This is a genomic window from Klebsiella sp. JB_Kp031 (assembly GCF_040064295.1).
GTDB lineage: Bacteria > Pseudomonadota > Gammaproteobacteria > Enterobacterales > Enterobacteriaceae > Klebsiella > Klebsiella quasipneumoniae.
On record NZ_JBEAJW010000002.1, the window covers coordinates 157,436 to 173,130 of the forward strand.

At 58.8% G+C, this 15,695-nt stretch carries 11 protein-coding genes, 1 pseudogene and 1 riboswitch; of the genes and pseudogenes, 9 read left to right on the forward strand and 3 right to left on the reverse strand.

Annotated features, from left to right (window positions below; all coding sequences use genetic code 11):
• Positions 1–8: 8 nt before the first annotated feature.
• Positions 9–1,265: pseudogene (oxlT, locus tag ABLV64_RS02775) on the reverse strand (oxalate/formate MFS antiporter).
• Between the two features lie 701 nt (positions 1,266–1,966).
• On the opposite strand from oxlT, the gene ABLV64_RS02780 reads away from it, so the two are divergent.
• The gene (locus ABLV64_RS02780; protein ID WP_017900286.1) at positions 1,967–2,398 is read left to right on the forward strand and encodes a DUF4354 family protein; all 432 of its coding nucleotides are present in this window, start codon (positions 1,967–1,969) and stop codon (positions 2,396–2,398) included.
• Positions 2,399–2,911: 513 nt separating this feature from the next.
• On the opposite strand, the gene ABLV64_RS02785 is transcribed toward ABLV64_RS02780, so the two are convergent.
• Entirely contained in the window at positions 2,912–3,262 is a 351-nt protein-coding gene (locus ABLV64_RS02785; protein WP_064183385.1) for a hypothetical protein, read from the reverse strand.
• Positions 3,263–3,802: 540 nt separating this feature from the next.
• Positions 3,803–3,901: riboswitch (guanidine-I (ykkC/yxkD leader) on the forward strand.
• Positions 3,902–3,957: 56 nt separating this feature from the next.
• On the opposite strand from ABLV64_RS02785, the gene ABLV64_RS02790 reads away from it, so the two are divergent.
• The 7 genes from ABLV64_RS02790 to atzF all read left to right on the forward strand — a co-directional run bounded on the left by ABLV64_RS02790 (position 3,958) and on the right by atzF (position 13,573).
• The gene (locus tag ABLV64_RS02790) at positions 3,958–5,016 is read left to right on the forward strand and encodes a putative urea ABC transporter substrate-binding protein (protein ID WP_023318281.1); all 1,059 of its coding nucleotides are present in this window, start codon (positions 3,958–3,960) and stop codon (positions 5,014–5,016) included.
• A gap of 24 nt (positions 5,017–5,040) precedes the next feature.
• The gene (locus ABLV64_RS02795; protein ID WP_043519578.1) at positions 5,041–5,856 is read left to right on the forward strand and encodes an ABC transporter permease; all 816 of its coding nucleotides are present in this window, start codon (positions 5,041–5,043) and stop codon (positions 5,854–5,856) included.
• Positions 5,853–6,629 carry an ABC transporter ATP-binding protein gene (locus ABLV64_RS02800; protein WP_004205863.1) on the forward strand — a complete coding sequence of 259 codons (777 nt, stop codon included), beginning with the start codon at positions 5,853–5,855 and terminating at the stop codon, positions 6,627–6,629. The genes ABLV64_RS02795 and ABLV64_RS02800 overlap by 4 nt, the downstream gene beginning before the upstream one ends.
• 4 nt (positions 6,630–6,633) lie before the next feature.
• The gene (locus ABLV64_RS02805; RefSeq protein ID WP_065905137.1) at positions 6,634–7,362 is read left to right on the forward strand and encodes an urea amidolyase associated protein UAAP1; all 729 of its coding nucleotides are present in this window, start codon (positions 6,634–6,636) and stop codon (positions 7,360–7,362) included.
• Positions 7,363–7,372: 10 nt separating this feature from the next.
• The gene (locus ABLV64_RS02810; RefSeq protein ID WP_065905139.1) at positions 7,373–8,008 is read left to right on the forward strand and encodes an urea amidolyase associated protein UAAP2; all 636 of its coding nucleotides are present in this window, start codon (positions 7,373–7,375) and stop codon (positions 8,006–8,008) included.
• Between the two features lie 166 nt (positions 8,009–8,174).
• Entirely contained in the window at positions 8,175–11,780 is a 3,606-nt protein-coding gene (uca, locus tag ABLV64_RS02815) for an urea carboxylase (protein ID WP_348842948.1), read from the forward strand.
• Entirely contained in the window at positions 11,777–13,573 is a 1,797-nt protein-coding gene (gene atzF, locus ABLV64_RS02820; RefSeq protein ID WP_117263126.1) for an allophanate hydrolase, read from the forward strand. Before uca ends, atzF begins: the two co-directional genes overlap by 4 nt.
• A gap of 42 nt (positions 13,574–13,615) precedes the next feature.
• Here atzF and ABLV64_RS02825 read toward each other — a convergent pair whose 3' ends face one another.
• A complete protein-coding gene (locus tag ABLV64_RS02825; protein ID WP_065802333.1) occupies positions 13,616–14,254 on the reverse strand; it encodes a hypothetical protein in 639 nt (212 codons plus the stop codon).
• Between the two features lie 507 nt (positions 14,255–14,761).
• Between ABLV64_RS02825 and ABLV64_RS02830 the strand changes: the two genes are divergently transcribed.
• Positions 14,762–15,553, forward strand: a complete 792-nt coding sequence (locus ABLV64_RS02830) for an HAD-IIB family hydrolase (RefSeq protein WP_053810378.1) — start codon at positions 14,762–14,764, stop codon at positions 15,551–15,553.
• Positions 15,554–15,695 lie beyond the last annotated feature (142 nt).

The window sequence follows — 15,695 nt, forward strand, 5'->3', positions numbered from 1 at the left end:
CCGGGCGATCAGCTATGCTGGCGGATAAAGCGCGCGCGCCACGGTTTTAGCACCCACAGCGCGAGGGCGGCGGTGATAAAATCCAGACCAATCGCGCAGCTGAAAACCACATGCCAGCCGTGGGTGTACTGATAGAGCAGCGCCGCCAGCGGGCCGCCGAAGATGGACCCGATGCCCTGCGAAATATACAGCCAGCCATAGTTGCTGGCGGCATTTTCGCTGCCAAAGGTATCAGTGAGCGTCGACGGAAAGAGCGAGAAGATCTCCCCCCAGCCAAAGAACACCACCCCGGAGAGCAGGACAAACAGCAGCGGATCTTCCCGGCACGCCAGCCAGAGCGTCATCGCCACTCCCTACAGCGCAAAGGCGATAAACATGGTTTGCTCGCGGCCGAAGCGGTCGGAAATAAAACCAAACAGCGGCCGGGTTAAGCCGTTGGTGAAGCGGTCTATCGTTAACGCCAGCGGCAGCGCCGCCATGCCAAACACCACCGCCTGGCTAATGCCGAAGTCCTCGGCGAACACCGCCATCTGCGAGGTGACCATCAGCCCGGAAGTCGACATCATTGCCATCATGGCAAACATCAGCCAGAACAGCGGCTGGCGCAGCATTTCCCGGGAGGTAAACGATCTGCTGCTCTGCGCCACCGTCTGGCTGACGGGCAGGAAGACAGCAGGCGGCGGCAGCTTCAGCCCCTGACTGGCGAGGAAGCCGACGAGGGCGAAAAGGATCCCGAAAGTTGTCAGCGTGTGTTCAAGGCCGTTAGTGGTCAGCGACAGGGAGATGGGGAAAGTGGTTATGATCGCCCCCATCCCGTAGCCCGCCGCCACCGCGCCGGCGGCAAAACCCCGCTGCCTTGGGAACCATTTAACCATCAGGCCGACAACGCCGATATAGACGATCCCGGTCCCGAGGCCGCCCATGCAGCCATAAACCAGCCACAGCGTCGCCAGGCCCTTCACCTGCGCAGAAAGCACCCAGCTCATTCCGGCCATCACCGTGCCGATAGCGATCAGCCGCCGTGGGCCAAATTTTTCCACTAACCGCCCCTGAAAGGGCGAAAAGAAGGTCTGGAGGATGATCAACAGCGAGAAGGTGACCTGCAGCTCGGGCAGACCGACGCCCAGCCTGGCGGCCAGGGGTTTCGTCAGCAGCGTCCAGACATATTGCGGGCTGGAGATGGCGGCCATACAGATCAAGCCCAGCACCAGCTGGCGCCATTTGTCATATTTCGGGGTAACCAACGGTTCGCTGAGTGTCGTCATGTTGTTCTCCGTTTTCAGTTAGCAGACTTCCGTGAAACGCATTCACCCTGGATGCCTCACGGAAAGGGGAAGGTGGCGACCGCAGAGTGACGACGTGTTGTGGCCATACGGCATACGATCTTGTCCACATCGCGGTATACAAGCGCACAGCATTAAACGTGCCAGTTAAAATAGTGCTTTATATACATGCAGTTAACATGGCGATGCGGGATTTGATGGGCTTCAGTATGGTGAACAGCCGGCACTGAGTCGGTGCAAATGGGTCATCGCTGTGCGCTTCACTTGCTGACTGGCACCAGGTCGATGGTAGGTCTGATGGAAAAATAGACATGGCATTCAAGCGGGGGACAGGAACTCTCCTGCTTATCCTGTTCAGGATCGCTGATGATATTCACGCCATGGATACTGGGGGCGCTAACCTGGCCGGTGCGAACGGCTTTAAATAGCATCCTGGTAAAGTAAAGATAAACCGTGCATAAACATGACGCAGAAAAAAGTGAACAACAAGTTACTGGTAACAATTTTTTAAATTCAAATTAGAATTGTTTTAATGGTTATTTTCTCAATGTGCTGATTTATAGGTTTAAATATATTTGCAGGCTGAATTTTGATCAGTGAGTGAACATGGATAATATCATTGATAATACCAATATCATGATCTATGGTAGCGCATGCTTAATAGTGAATTTAATGAGGTTGAAATGCATAACTATATTACGAAAGGTATTGCGCTGGCTGTAGCTATCGCTGCCTCAGGAATGGTGCAGGCTGATGAGAAAAAGAATCATGATCCTTATTTTTCGGGGATCAAGATTTTTGCGCAAAAGGAGTCCACCGGAAGTGAATGGGATAGCGTTACCGGCGAGGCGAAGTATCTGATATTCTATAAAGTTACGCTTGATAATTACTCTAATAAAAGCATTGAACCAGGCAAAGATAACAAAATGTGCTTCTTTTTGTATGATAAAAATGGCAAATCATTTATGAGCACCGGAATTCAAATGGAGATGCTGAAAAAATACAAACCCATTGAAAGCCGAACCGGAAGCGTGTTATTCAGCAGCGCCGATCCTGAAATACTGAATATACCTTTTGTTCGTCTTGCTTTCGGTAAAGAGTGCTTAACAAAATAACCACCATCCAGAGTGTGGATGATCTGCCTTATATGATGTTAGCGTAACACCGGGCGTCAGTCAGGTGTTACGAGACCTTATTATTTACCTGAACATTCCAACTGAATGATGAGGATGCGTGCGAGGCAGAGACCAGTGGTGAAAAGCACCGCGCTCACCTGAAGAGGGTCACTCGTATTTCGGTTTTACGCGGAGGAGGTGCGTCTGCCGGGAGGGGGATGCACTGGCCAGTTATTGGACAACCTTACGCGTCTTTTTTGCTCCGCTATCCCTGACGCTCCTGATGATTTTTCTCAGTTGGCATATGCCAAAACTCATAGCAAATTTATTAGGGTGCTTCGGTTTGCTTACTGCACCTGAAAAAAGGGATCGCTCGACAAAACTGCTATCCTGATACAAAACAGTATCAGCGTGTAACTCGCCAGATATCATCAGCACTGTTATTAGCAAAAGGAGAGATCTTTTCATCATTCGTTCTCTGATAGCTTAATTCTGTTGCTATTTATCTGCGCATTATGTGCACCGTTCAGCAATGGCAGTAACCGACCGATGTATATCCGGCGCATGCGGCGCATAATAAAATTCTACCGAAGTCTGCCTGCTGTTGAATTTGCTGATTTCAACCCACGCGACAGCCGTGGTTTCAGTATTTATCAGATTGTACTTATAAACATTTTCAGGGAGAGTGTCATCATATTCCAGTGATAGTTTCTCTTTAGTGGCTGCATAATGAAGGCAATCAACCACCTGGCTTTTTCCCTGATTAACATAGTAAGTTTTTTCTTCCGGATGTATGCCTACATCCCCGAGATCCACACAACCATTTAACAGAATAAGGGGTGGTAACATCAGCAATATTTTCATGGATCCTCTCTGTGTTAAATAACATTGGCGTGATTTTAACTTGTATTTAACAGGCTAATCATGCTGGATTAACGAATGGTGATTTCATTCCGCCCCTCTCCTTCACGTGGCGCAATATTATCATCGTGCGTTAAAACGCACAACCAGGAAATTTAGCGTTAGTAGGTATTCAACATTTAAATGCTTTACCGTCAGGCGGGTCGTACAGGCGGAAAAATAAGGATAACGCCCCCTGGCGACGGGGCAGCGGAGAAGTCCCTGCTACTTCCCAAATATCGAAGCGGCGTAATGGCAAACATTTACCCGCGCAATGATCATTAGTTACAGGACTCATCCCCATGACCAACGGCCGGTTGTTTGCCAGGACGCGGTTGGCTTTCCCTCTGCACCAAAGCCATGCAATGCCCCACTTTTACTCCCCATTTTTGGGAGGCGATGCCCCGGTTGGCGGTAAATCGCTGATGGAACGGCTATCTGGCTCCTGGCATGGTGCTTGCAAGAACATCGGCAGAAAGCAGCGCAACAGACAATTCAGATCACACAATAGCTGGCTAGGGTTCCGGTTCACCGCGGTGAACGTCTGGTCCGAGAGCTGGCGACCTCGGCGAGGTTACACGGCGGGATAAAAGCCCGGGAGACAGCAGCACCGTTGGGTGTCGCGCTGCTCCGTTTCTCGTGCTAACCAGAGGTCCACCATGAAAACATCGCCGCTCCTCCGCTCACTCGTCCTGTCGCTGACGCTGCTGACCAGCGTCCCGTCCTTTGCCGCCGTCAAAAAAGAGTTCAACGTCTGCTGGACCATCTACGCCGGCTGGATGCCCTGGGGCGCCATCAGCAATGAAAAGATCATTGATAAATGGGCCAGCAAATACGGCATCAAAATCAATATCGTTCAGCTCAACGATTACATCGAATCCATCAACCAGTACACCGCCGGGCAGTTTGACGGCTGCACGATGACCAACATGGACGCGTTGACGATCCCGGCGGCGGGCGGTGTCGACAGTACGGCGCTGATCACCGGCAGCTACTCCGACGGTAACGATGGGGTGGTCCTCAAAGGGGTGGATAAAAAGCTCAGCGACCTGAAAGGAATGTCGGTGTATCTCCCGGAGCTGTCGGTATCCCACTATCTGCTGGTGCGCGGCCTGGAAAAAGCCGGGCTACAGGAAAAAGACGTCAAGGTGGTGAATACCTCCGATGCCGATATCGTCTCGGCCTTCGGCACCAGCGGCGTGCGGGCGGCGGTGGCCTGGAATCCACAGCTGTCGGTTATCAAAAAGACCCCGCAAACCAGCGAAGTGTTTAGCTCCTCGCAGGTGCCCGGCGAGCTTATCGACATGATGGTGGTGAATACCCAGACCCTGAAAGATAACCCCGCGCTGGGCAAAGCCCTGACCGGTGCCTGGTTTGAAATGATGGCCAAAATGAAGGCCGGGGATAGCCAGGCGTTGAGCGCTATGGCCGCCGACGCCGGTACCGATCTTGCCGGCTACCAGGCGCAGCTGAAAACCACCCATCTGTTCTGGACGCCTGCCGACACCCTGGCGTTTATCTCCTCGCCGGATCTGGCGAAAACCATGCAGCGAGTGGCGCAGTTCTCGTTCGATAAAGGCCTGCTGGGTGAAGGGGCGCAGAGCGCGGACTTTATCGGCATGACCTTTCCGGGAAATGTCACCCTCGGCGATGCCGCCAACCGCAAACTGCGCTTTGACGACAGCTACCTGAAGCTGGCCGCCGCGGGCCAGCTCTAATGATTGCCGCCGGGAGACCACGCCATGCGCCACATTAACCGTTATCCCCAAAAGGGGATGCGCCTGACGCTGATGCTGCTGCCTTTTGTCGTGCTGATCGCCGCCTGGTTTATGGGATCGGCGGTGCGGCTGGAAGCCAATCCGCAGGACAAGTTGCTGCCAGGCCTGTCGCAGATGGTGGCAGCCATTGACCGGATGGCGTTCACCCCGGACAAACGCAGCGGCGAGTATCTGCTGTGGGCCGATACGCTGATCAGCCTGAGCCGTCTGCTGACGGGCCTGGCCGTCTCGTCGCTGATCGGCCTCGTCATCGGCATCGCCGCCGGCGTCTTCCCGATGTACCGCGCGGCGCTGTCGCCGCTGCTGACGGTGGTGTCAATGATCCCGCCGCTGGCGATCCTGCCGGTGCTGTTTATCGTCTTTGGCCTGGATGAGCTGTCGAAAGTGATGCTGATCGTCATCGGTATTACGCCGATGCTGGCGCGCGACCTGGAGCAGCGGGCGCAGGAGATCCCGGCGGAGCTGTTTATTAAGGCGCAGACCCTCGGCGCCAATAGCTGGACCCTGGTGCTGCGGGTGGTGCTTCCCCAGCTGCTGTCGCGGCTGATCACCTCCCTGCGCCTGCTGCTGGGCTCGGCATGGCTGTTCCTCATCTCCGCCGAGGCCATCTCCGCCACCGCCGGGCTGGGGTACCGCATTTTCCTGGTGCGGCGCTATATGGCGATGGACGTGATTATTCCCTATGTCATCTGGATCACTTTGCTGGCATGGCTGATGGATCTGGCGCTGCGCCAGCTGCACAAGGCCTGTTTCCCGTGGGCGGAAGGAGGTCGGGGATGAGTTTTATCGACATCAAAAACATCTGGCAGGAGTACGGCGACCACGTGGTGCTGGAGCGCATCAATCTGCAGGTCAAAGAGGGCGAGTTTTGCTCGATGGTCGGCGCGTCCGGCTGTGGTAAATCGACCTTTCTGCGCCTGCTGCTCGGTCAGGAAAAACCGACCCGTGGTGCCATCCTGCTCGACGGCCAGCCGCTGGCGGCGGAGCCGGACCGCAGTCGTGGTGTGGTCTTCCAGCGCTATTCGGTGTTTCCGCATCTCAACGTGCTGGATAACGTCGCCATCGGTCTGGAGCTGCCGGCGTCCCCGCTGCTGGGGCGCCTGTTTGGCGGCAGAAAGCGCGAGGCCCGGCAACAGGCCCAGCGGATGCTGGAGAAAGTGGGCCTGGGACACGCCCTGGATAAATACCCGGCGCAGCTCTCGGGCGGGATGCAGCAGCGGCTGGCCATTGCCCAGGCGTTCGTGATGCAGCCGCGGGTGCTGCTGCTGGACGAGCCCTTCGGCGCGCTGGATCCCGGCATTCGCAAGGATATGCATGCGCTGCTGCTCCAGCTGTGGAGCGAAACGCGCATGACGGTGTTTATGGTCACCCACGACCTGGCGGAAGGCTTCAACCTCGGCACGAGGCTGCTGGTGTTCGACAAAGTGCGCATCGACCCGCAGGCGCCCAACGCCTGGGGAGCGCGTATTACTTACGACATCCCGCTCAATGAAGCGCGGATGGCGCAGCTGGCCGCCGGTAGCGACACCAACGTTTACGCATTAAGGAGATAAATTGATGACTGAATTGCTTCACTCCACCCCCAGCCTGCGCGAAGAGCAGCTTCCCGGCGGGGCGCACACCTCGCTGATTTTGCGCAAAGGGCAGATCCTGCGCCTGACCGATATCGACGGCGGGGCGAACGTCAGCATGATGATGCTCAACCCCCATGAGAAAAGTGAGCGCCTTAACCTGCCGGATACCCTCAAGGGGCAGCATACCGCGCGTCTGACCACCGGGCACTGTTTCTACTCCGATATGGGCCGGGTGCTCGCCGGGATCGTCGCCGACAGCTGCGGCTGGCACGATCCGTTCGGCGGGGTCCTTAACGCCGAAGAGACGCACGACAAATATGGCGCCGGACGCTACCAGGAATTACGCAATGGTTTCTACCGCAACGGCGTCGATAACCTTCTGGTGGAGATGGGGAAATGGGATCTCGGTCTGGAAGATCTGCTGATGGTGGTCAACTTCTTCAGCAAAGTCACCGTCGATGACGAGGGGCGCTTTCACTTTGTCTCCGGCAACAGCCGCGCCGGGGATTACGTGGAACTGTATGCCCCGATGGACGTCCTGCTGGTGCTCACCGCGCTGCCGCATCCCCAGGATCCGGCCACCGAGTATGCCCCCCGTCCGGTGCAGCTGAGCTGGTATCAGGCCGACGATGAAGACGCAGCCACCCAGGCGCTCCTGACCCGCGATGAGAACCAGCGCGCGTTCCGCAATACCCAACTTTTTGCCCTGTAAGGAGGCGTTTATGACCCTTATCACCAGTAACCGACGCCCGGAAGAGGCCGTCTATCGCCATGTGATCCCCGCCGGGGAGCCGTGGCTGTTTGAGGTAAAAAAAGGGCAAATCCTGCGCCTGCTCGATCTTGAAGGCAACCAGGCGATTGATACTCTGTTTTACAACGCCGACAACCCGCGCGAGCGCTACGATGCGCAGCGCACGCTGCGCCGCCAGGGTAACGCCTACCTGACCGCCGGCAGCGTGCTCTATTCCAATCTTGGTCATCCGCTGATGACCATCGTGGCCGATACCTGCGGGCGGCACGATACCCTCGGCGGCGCCTGCGCCCAGGAGAGCAACACCGTGCGCTACGCTCTCGACAAGCGCTATATGCACAGCTGCCGGGACAATTTTCTCTGCGCCTGTCTGCACGATGGCCGTCTGCATAAACGCGATATCGGCGCCAACATTAACTTCTTTATGAACGTGCCGGTGACGCCGGAGGGTGGTCTGACCTTCGAGGATGGCATCTCGGCGGCGGGAAAATACGTGGAACTGCGCGCGGAGTGTAACGCCATGGTGCTGATCTCCAACTGCCCGCAGCTCAACAATCCCTGCAACGGCTGGAACCCGACCCCCGCCGAGGTGCTGGTATGGAACTGACCCGCTGGCAGCGCTGGCGTTTGCTGGCCTTTCGGCTGTTCGCCGTTCGCGCCGACCGCCTGAACCACACGCCGACGCGCCACCTTTAAGCGCCGGCTCTCCCGGGGACGACCTCAGGGGAAGACGAATTGTTGCGGGACGACCCGCTTCGCAGTGAGTTCCGCTTATGTTTGATACCTTACTGATTGCTAACCGCGGGGCGATTGCCTGCCGCATTCTGCGCACCCTGCGCGCCATGCAGGTGAAGGGCGTCGCCGTGTACGCCGAAGCCGACCTGAGCAGTCTGCACGTCCGCGAAGCGGATGAGGCGCTCAGCCTTGGCGAGGGGCCGGCAGCGCAAACCTATCTGATGGTAGAGAAGATCATTGCCGCCGCGCTGCAGAGCGGCGCCCGCGCTATCCATCCCGGCTACGGCTTTCTGTCGGAAAACGCCGCCTTCGCCGAAGCCTGTGAGGCGGCGGGACTGGCGTTTGTTGGCCCGACTCCGCAACAGCTGCGAACCTTCGGCCTGAAGCATACCGCCCGCGCCCTGGCGAAGGCGGAGGGCGTTCCGCTGCTGGAAGGCAGCGAACTGCTGGCCGACAGTGAGGAAGCCTGCCGGGCGGCTGAGGCGGTGGGCTACCCGGTGATGCTCAAGAGCACGGCGGGCGGCGGAGGGATTGGCATGCGCGTCTGCCGCGACGCCCGCGAACTGAGCGAGGCGTTTGCCACGGTACAGCGGTTGGGGCAAAACAACTTCAGCGACGCCGGGGTGTTTCTCGAAAAATATATCGAACGCGCCCGCCATCTGGAGGTGCAAATCTTTGGCGACGGGAAGGGGGAAGTTATCGCCCTCGGCGTGCGCGACTGCTCGCTGCAGCGACGTAACCAGAAAGTGATTGAAGAGACCCCGGCGCCAAATCTGCCGGACGGGATGGCGCAGGCGCTGTGTAGCGCGGCCATTGCCCTTGGAAAAGCAGTGAACTACCGCAGCGCCGGGACGGTGGAGTTTGTCTACGACAGCGCGGCGCAGCGTTTCTATTTCCTCGAGGTCAATACCCGACTGCAGGTGGAGCACGGCGTGACGGAGCAGGTCTGGGGCGTGGACCTGGTGCACTGGATGATCGCCCTGGCGGCAGGGGATTTACCGCCGCTGAGCGAGCTGGCCGCCGGGCTACAGCCCCGGGGCCATGCTATTCAGGCGCGAATTTACGCCGAAGATCCTGGCCGCCAGTTTCAGCCTTCTCCTGGACTGTTAACCGACGTCTCGTTTCCATCGGCGGACGGCGCCACCCTGCGCATCGATCGCTGGGTGGAGGCCGGGTGTGAGGTGCCGCCGTTTTTCGACCCGCTGTTGGCGAAAGCTATCGTCTGGCGCCCCAGCCGCGATGAGGCGATCGCCGGCCTGGCGCAGGCTCTGGCGGAGACCCGCCTGTACGGCGTCGAAACCAACCGCCAGTACCTGCAGCAGATCCTCAGCTTTGCGCCGTTTACTGCCGGCGAACCCTGGACCCGCTGTCTGGAGCAGTTGCGCTACCGGGCCGATACCGTGGAGGTTCTGAGCGCCGGCACCCAGACCAGCGTCCAGGATTACCCGGGACGTCTGGGGTACTGGGCGGTGGGTGTACCGCCCTCGGGACCGATGGATGACCGGGCGCTGCGCCTGGGCAACCGTCTGCTGGGCAATGCCGAGGGCGACGCTGCGCTGGAGATCACCCTTAGCGGACCCACCCTGAAATTTAATACCGCCGTACAGGCGGTGGTCTGCGGCGCGCCGCTGGCCGTAACGCTCGACGGCGTCGACCAGGAGATGGACTGCGTATTCACTATTCCGGCGGGGGCGACCCTCAGGCTGGGGGCAATAAGCGGGCCTGGGGTCAGAAGCTATCTTTGCCTGCGCGGCGGTATTCAGGTACCGGATTATTTGGGCAGTAAAAGCACCTTTACCCTCGGTCAGTTTGGCGGCCACGGCGGACGGGCGCTGCGCGCCGGCGACGTGCTGCATCTTGCACCTCCGGCTGAGACCACGGAAAGCGCGGCGCTTACTGCAGGGTTGCGCACTGAGCTTGCGGCAGTGCGAACGCTGCGGGTGATCTATGGTCCCCACGGCGCGCCGGAGTTCTTTGCCCCGGCGTATATGGCGACCTTTTTTGCCACCGACTGGGAGGTGCATTTTAACTCCAGCCGCACCGGCGTGCGCCTGATCGGGCCCAAGCCGGTCTGGGCCCGCGACAGCGGCGGCGAAGCCGGGCTGCATCCGTCGAATATTCATGACAACCCCTATGCCGTGGGGGCGGTGGATTTTACCGGCGATATGCCGGTGATCCTCGGGCCGGACGGCCCAAGCCTCGGGGGCTTCGTCTGCCCGGTGACGGTGATCGAAGCCGATCTCTGGCAACTGGGCCAGCTTAAGGCGGGGGATAAAGTGCGCTTTGTGGCGGTGGACGTCCCCACCGCCCGGCGGCTGGCGGCAGGCCGTCGCGCGGAGCTGGCGACCCTGCAGGCGCAGGACGTTGCCTGGCAGCCTGTGCCGCTTACCTCGCCGGTGGTGATGACCTGCGGCGACGCTGACAAACGCCTGGTGGCGCGCCTCTCCGGCGATACCCATCTGCTGCTGGAGGCCGGTGAGGCGGAGCTGGATCTGGTGCTGCGCTTTCGCATCCATGCCCTGATGCAGGCCCTTGAGGAGCAAGCCCGGGAAGGGATCATTGATATCACGCCGGGGATCCGCTCCCTGCAGCTGCATTTCCAGCCGGAAACGTTGGCGCTGGAGACCCTGCTGGCGTGGGTCCGCGAGGAGTGGGCCACGGTCTGCATGAGCGACGATCTGCAGGTGCCTACACGGGTGGTGCATCTCCCGCTCTCCTGGGACGATCCCGCCTGCCGCAAGGCGATCGACAAATATATGACCACCGTCCGCCCGGACGCCCCCTGGTGCCCAAGCAACCTCGAGTTTATTCGCCGGATAAACGATCTCCCGGATGAGCAGGCGGTGTGGCAAACGGTGTTTGACGCCAGCTATCTGGTGATGGGGCTCGGCGATGTTTATCTCGGCGCACCGGTGGCCACCCCCCTTGATCCGCGCCATCGGCTGGTCACCACCAAGTACAACCCGGCGCGAACCTGGACGGCGGAAAACTCGGTGGGCATCGGCGGAGCGTATCTGTGCGTTTACGGCATGGAAGGCCCGGGTGGCTATCAGTTTGTCGGCCGCACCCTGCAGATGTGGAGTCGCTATCACGAGGTGGCTGATTTTGCTGGCAAGCCCTGGCTGCTGCGCTTTTTCGACCAGCTGCGTTTCTATCCGGTCTCGGCGGAGGAACTGCTGGAGATTCGCCGCGATTTCCCGCTCGGACGCTACCCGCTGCGCATCGAGCACAGCACGCTGCGGCTGGCGGAGTACCAGCAGTTTCTCGCTCGCGAGGCGCAGAGCATTAGCGCATTTCGCGACCATCAGCAGCGGGCGTTTAACGACGAGCGCGAGCGCTGGATCGCCAGCGGCCAGGCTCATTTCGACAGTCAGGAGAGCGCGACAGAAGAGGCGGGCGATGCGCCGCTGCAGCCGGGGGAACAGGGGGTGGAAAGCCCGGTATCCGGCAATCTGTGGCAGGTGCAGACCGCGGCCGGCAGCCAGGTACGCGCCGGCGATGTGCTGGTGGTGCTTGAGTCGATGAAAATGGAGATCCCGCTGCTGGCGCCATGCGATGGCAGGGTTCAGCAAGTCAATGTGCAGCCAGGCAGCGCGGTGCGTGCCGGGCAGCGGGTGGCAGTGATTTTTGAGGAGAAGGCATGATGCAGCAGACGTTTGATTTACGCCTGGCGACCCTGGCGGCGAACTATCGTAACGGCAACACCACCCCGCGCGCCCTGCTGGCGGCGATCCGCCAGCGGGCGGAAGCGCTGAATCCCGAGTTTAATCTGTTTATTCATCTCCTGAGCGAAGCGGAGCAGGCGCCGTTTCTGGCGGCGCTGGAAGGCCATTCGCCAGAGACGCTCCCGCTGTACGGGGTGCCGTTCGCGATCAAAGATAATATTGACCTTGCGGAGATCGTCACCACCGCTGCCTGTCCGGCGTTTGCTTACCGGCCGACGCAAAGCGCGACCATTGTCGCTCAGCTGATTGCCCTGGGGGCGGTGCCGGTGGGCAAAACCAATCTCGACCAGTTTGCCACCGGCCTGAACGGGACCCGTTCGCCGTATGGCCGCTGCCGCAACGCGTACCATCCCGCTTATCCCTCCGGCGGCTCCAGCGCCGGCTCCGCGCTGGCGGTAGCGCTGGGCGTGGCAAGCTTCGCGCTGGGGACCGACACCGCCGGCAGCGGTCGCGTCCCGGCCGGGCTGAATAACCTGGTGGGGCTGAAAGCGACGAAAGGGGTGATCTCTACCGCTGGAGTGGTACCTGCCTGCCGGACGCTGGACTGCGTGACCTTTTTCAGCGCCACCGCCGACGAGGCCAGCCAGCTGCTGGCCCTGGTTGCCCGATCCGATCAGCAGGATAGCTACAGCCGCCGCAATCCCCAGTGGAACAGCCGTCAGGCCTTCGGCAGGCCGTCCGCCGGGTTTCGCTTTGGCGTCCCGCGGGAGCTTAACTTCCTCGGCTGCCGCGTCAGCGAAGCGCTGTTCGCCCAGGCCGTGCAGCGGCTGACGGCGCTCGGCGGCGTGCCGGTAGCGATCGATTTCGCGCCATTTCTGGCCGCCGCCCGCCTGCTATATGACGGACCATGGGTTGCTGAACGCTATGCGGTGGCAGGGCCGCTGATTGAGCAGCAGCCGGATGCCGTGCTGCCGGTCATTCGCGATGTGCTGGCGAAAGCGCCTGATATCGACGCGACGGCGACCTTTAAGGCGATGTATCAGCTGCAGGGGTATAAAGCGCAGTGCGATGCCATCCTCGAGACGCTGGACTGCGTGCTGACGCCAACCGTTCCGCGCCCGGTAACGCTCGACGAGCTGGCGGCGGAACCCATCGCCCGCAACGCCGACCTGGGCTACTACACCAACTTTATGAACCTGCTGGACTATGCGGCGGTGAGCGTGCCGTGCGGGTTTATGCCTGACGGATTGCCCTCCGGCGTCACGCTGTTTGGCCGGGCCTTTACCGATCAGTATTTGCTGAGCCTGGCCGACGCCTTCCAGCGCGCGGAGCGGCTGCCGCTGGCTGGCGGCGCGCGGCTGGAAAGCCCGCCGCCTGCACATCCCGCGGGCCATGATCGGATGGCTCTCGCGGTATGCGGCGCACATCTGTCCGGCCAGCCGCTGAACGGTCAATTGCTGGCGCGGGGCGGCAGGCTGCTGCAGGCGACCCACAGCGCGCCGCGCTATCGGTTGTATGCCCTTCCGGATGGCAAGCGCCCGGCGATGGTGCGTGACGAGCCAGAGGGGGACGCGATAGCCGTGGAAGTCTGGGAGATCCCCAGCGCCGAGGTGGGGTCGCTGCTGGCCGCCATCCCCGCGCCGCTGGGGCTGGGACAGATTGAGCTGGCCGACGGCCGCTGGGTGACAGGCTTTATTTGCGAAGCCGGAGGGCTGGGGGATGCCACGGAGATCACCGCCTGGGGCGGCTGGCGTCAGTGGCTGGCCAGGTAAACGGGAAACCCTCTGCGGTAGCGCCGCAGAGGGAACCCTCGCTTATAACGGGCTGTTCTCATCGAGCAGGGTGACGCTCCAGACGCGGGCGTGCGTGTCATTGATGCGATAGTAGCTTTTCACGCTTGCCGTACCGCCGATGGCGTAGCCCACCAGAGCGACGATGTTGAGCTGATGCCCTTGCTTATCGGTAAACGCATAATATTCATCCAGCACATAGCCGCTGGCGCTGGCCGCTGATTCCAGACGATCGTCCCTTGCTTTCAGGTCCGGGGTATAATCGGCGATGGTTTTCCCCACAAAGTTTTTGGCGACGTCCTGCTTTTCGTCATCGCTGACGATAAACGCCGCGCTGGCAGGAAAGTGCTGAACCACGTCAGCCAGGGTTGGTTTCGGCGCGGCAGAGGGGAATAACGTGTGATCGATGGTGTAGGCCTGTAGCCAGCAGGAGAATAACGCCGCTTCCGCCGCACGGCCATCCGGATCGGAAAGTCCGGGCAGCGCGTCGACGGTCTCTCCCGCTTTACGCAGCGCAATGAAATCGGCACAGGAGGAGACCCGTGCCTGATTCTGATCGCTCAGTACCAGCGTCAGGGGAGACTGGTTAATCTCAAGCTCGCCCGCCGCCAGCCCCGGCGTGCTGAACAATAACGTCACCGCCATACCGATAAAATATTTCATCACATAGCCTCCATGAATATCGACGTATCCTGATCCGAGGTGACAGGGAAAGCAAGCGATGGATGATGTCTTTTCCACACGTCCGGGCAATGGCTCCCGGACGCCTGGCGACGGCCGGGGAGGGTTACTGATGGTGTGGGGCTGAGTGGCAAACATGCCGCCAGTCAGCAGGATCGCGCCTTGTCCACGCGCGGCCATCCGCGCAGAGACCGCTTTGATGGCGGCATACCCGGGTATTTATCGACACGGTATGCCAACAGCTGGCGTCATCCCCGCTGTGGCAGGGCGAGTTGAAGCGATAAGCAGGGGTTGCCGATGGCGCGGGGAAGCACAAGGCTTCGAAGTAGTACGGAACAATAAATTAATCTTCGGCCAGATAATGCCCCTGCTGACTTTCTTCGTGCAGTAAGAAGGTTCAAATCTCTCGAGTTAATAAAGAATAACAAATACTAAATTGATATTAACGTTTATCAAAAAAGCCATTAATATCGCCAGCATGGAGGAATTATGAATTTAATTGATAACGTTAAGAGTGAAGAGCTACAGAATATTCGTTTTGTTTTAACTGATATGGATGAAACGCTGACTTATAAAGGCAGGCTGCAGGCCAGAACCTATCAGAGTCTGGAAATGCTACAACATGCGGGCATTAAGGTGATTCCGGTAACGGCGGCCTCTGCCGGCTGGGCCGATCAGATGGCGAGAATGTGGCCTGTTGATGGAGTCATCGCTGAAAATGGAGGATTATTTCTTACCAGAAATACCATCGAACATGGCATTAACAGGTACTTCTGGCATGAAGACAAATATCTTCTCAATCGAGAAAAAATCAGCCACATTCTTCTCAAGATTCGCCAGAAATACCCCTGGGTTGAAGTGTCTGACGATCAGGATTTTCGCCTGACGAGTATTGCTTTCAAACTTCCCAAAAATCATGAGCAGACCAGACAGCTCATTGACGAATTAGCGGAAAATAAATGCAGCTATACCATTAATAATCTATGGGTACTGGGGTGGTTAGGGGGGTATGACAAACTCGTCATGAGCAGAAAGGTGTTAAAGCATTTTTACGCACTGGAAGAATCAGATGAACAGGCATCGGTTTTCTACAGTGGTGATTCGCTCAATGACGCCCCCATGTTCAGCTACTACAGCAAAACGTTGGGAATGAACACGATCAACGACATAGCGCAAGTTATACCATCATTGCCGCGCTGGATAAGTCAATTTCCAGGTGGTGAAGGGTTTGTTGATGGCGCGAACAGAATTTTAAATGCCAAAAGGGCAAGCATCAGTTAAGTTGCCTTCTCCGCTCTGGCAGATGGCAACCGGATCCATTGGTAGCAACAGGTCCGGTTGTTGTATGCGTTGGATAGAGAGCCTCATAGGGGACTTGCCGTTATCCAGGCGGAACGCCATCCACGTTGAATGGCTCATCATT

Bases quoted from the DNA above. Each gene is read 5' to 3' on its own strand.
- ABLV64_RS02780 (WP_017900286.1), top strand. From the start codon at position 1,967: ATGCATAACTATATTACGAAAGGTATTGCGCTGGCTGTAGCTATCGCT.
- ABLV64_RS02785 (WP_064183385.1), bottom strand. From the start codon at position 3,262: ATGAAAATATTGCTGATGTTACCACCCCTTATTCTGTTAAATGGTTGT.
- ABLV64_RS02790 (WP_023318281.1), top strand. From the start codon at position 3,958: ATGAAAACATCGCCGCTCCTCCGCTCACTCGTCCTGTCGCTGACGCTG.
- ABLV64_RS02795 (WP_043519578.1), top strand. From the start codon at position 5,041: ATGCGCCACATTAACCGTTATCCCCAAAAGGGGATGCGCCTGACGCTG.
- ABLV64_RS02800 (WP_004205863.1), top strand. From the start codon at position 5,853: ATGAGTTTTATCGACATCAAAAACATCTGGCAGGAGTACGGCGACCAC.
- ABLV64_RS02805 (WP_065905137.1), top strand. From the start codon at position 6,634: ATGACTGAATTGCTTCACTCCACCCCCAGCCTGCGCGAAGAGCAGCTT.
- ABLV64_RS02810 (WP_065905139.1), top strand. From the start codon at position 7,373: ATGACCCTTATCACCAGTAACCGACGCCCGGAAGAGGCCGTCTATCGC.
- uca (WP_348842948.1), top strand. From the start codon at position 8,175: ATGTTTGATACCTTACTGATTGCTAACCGCGGGGCGATTGCCTGCCGC.
- atzF (WP_117263126.1), top strand. From the start codon at position 11,777: ATGATGCAGCAGACGTTTGATTTACGCCTGGCGACCCTGGCGGCGAAC.
- ABLV64_RS02825 (WP_065802333.1), bottom strand. From the start codon at position 14,254: ATGAAATATTTTATCGGTATGGCGGTGACGTTATTGTTCAGCACGCCG.
- ABLV64_RS02830 (WP_053810378.1), top strand. From the start codon at position 14,762: ATGAATTTAATTGATAACGTTAAGAGTGAAGAGCTACAGAATATTCGT.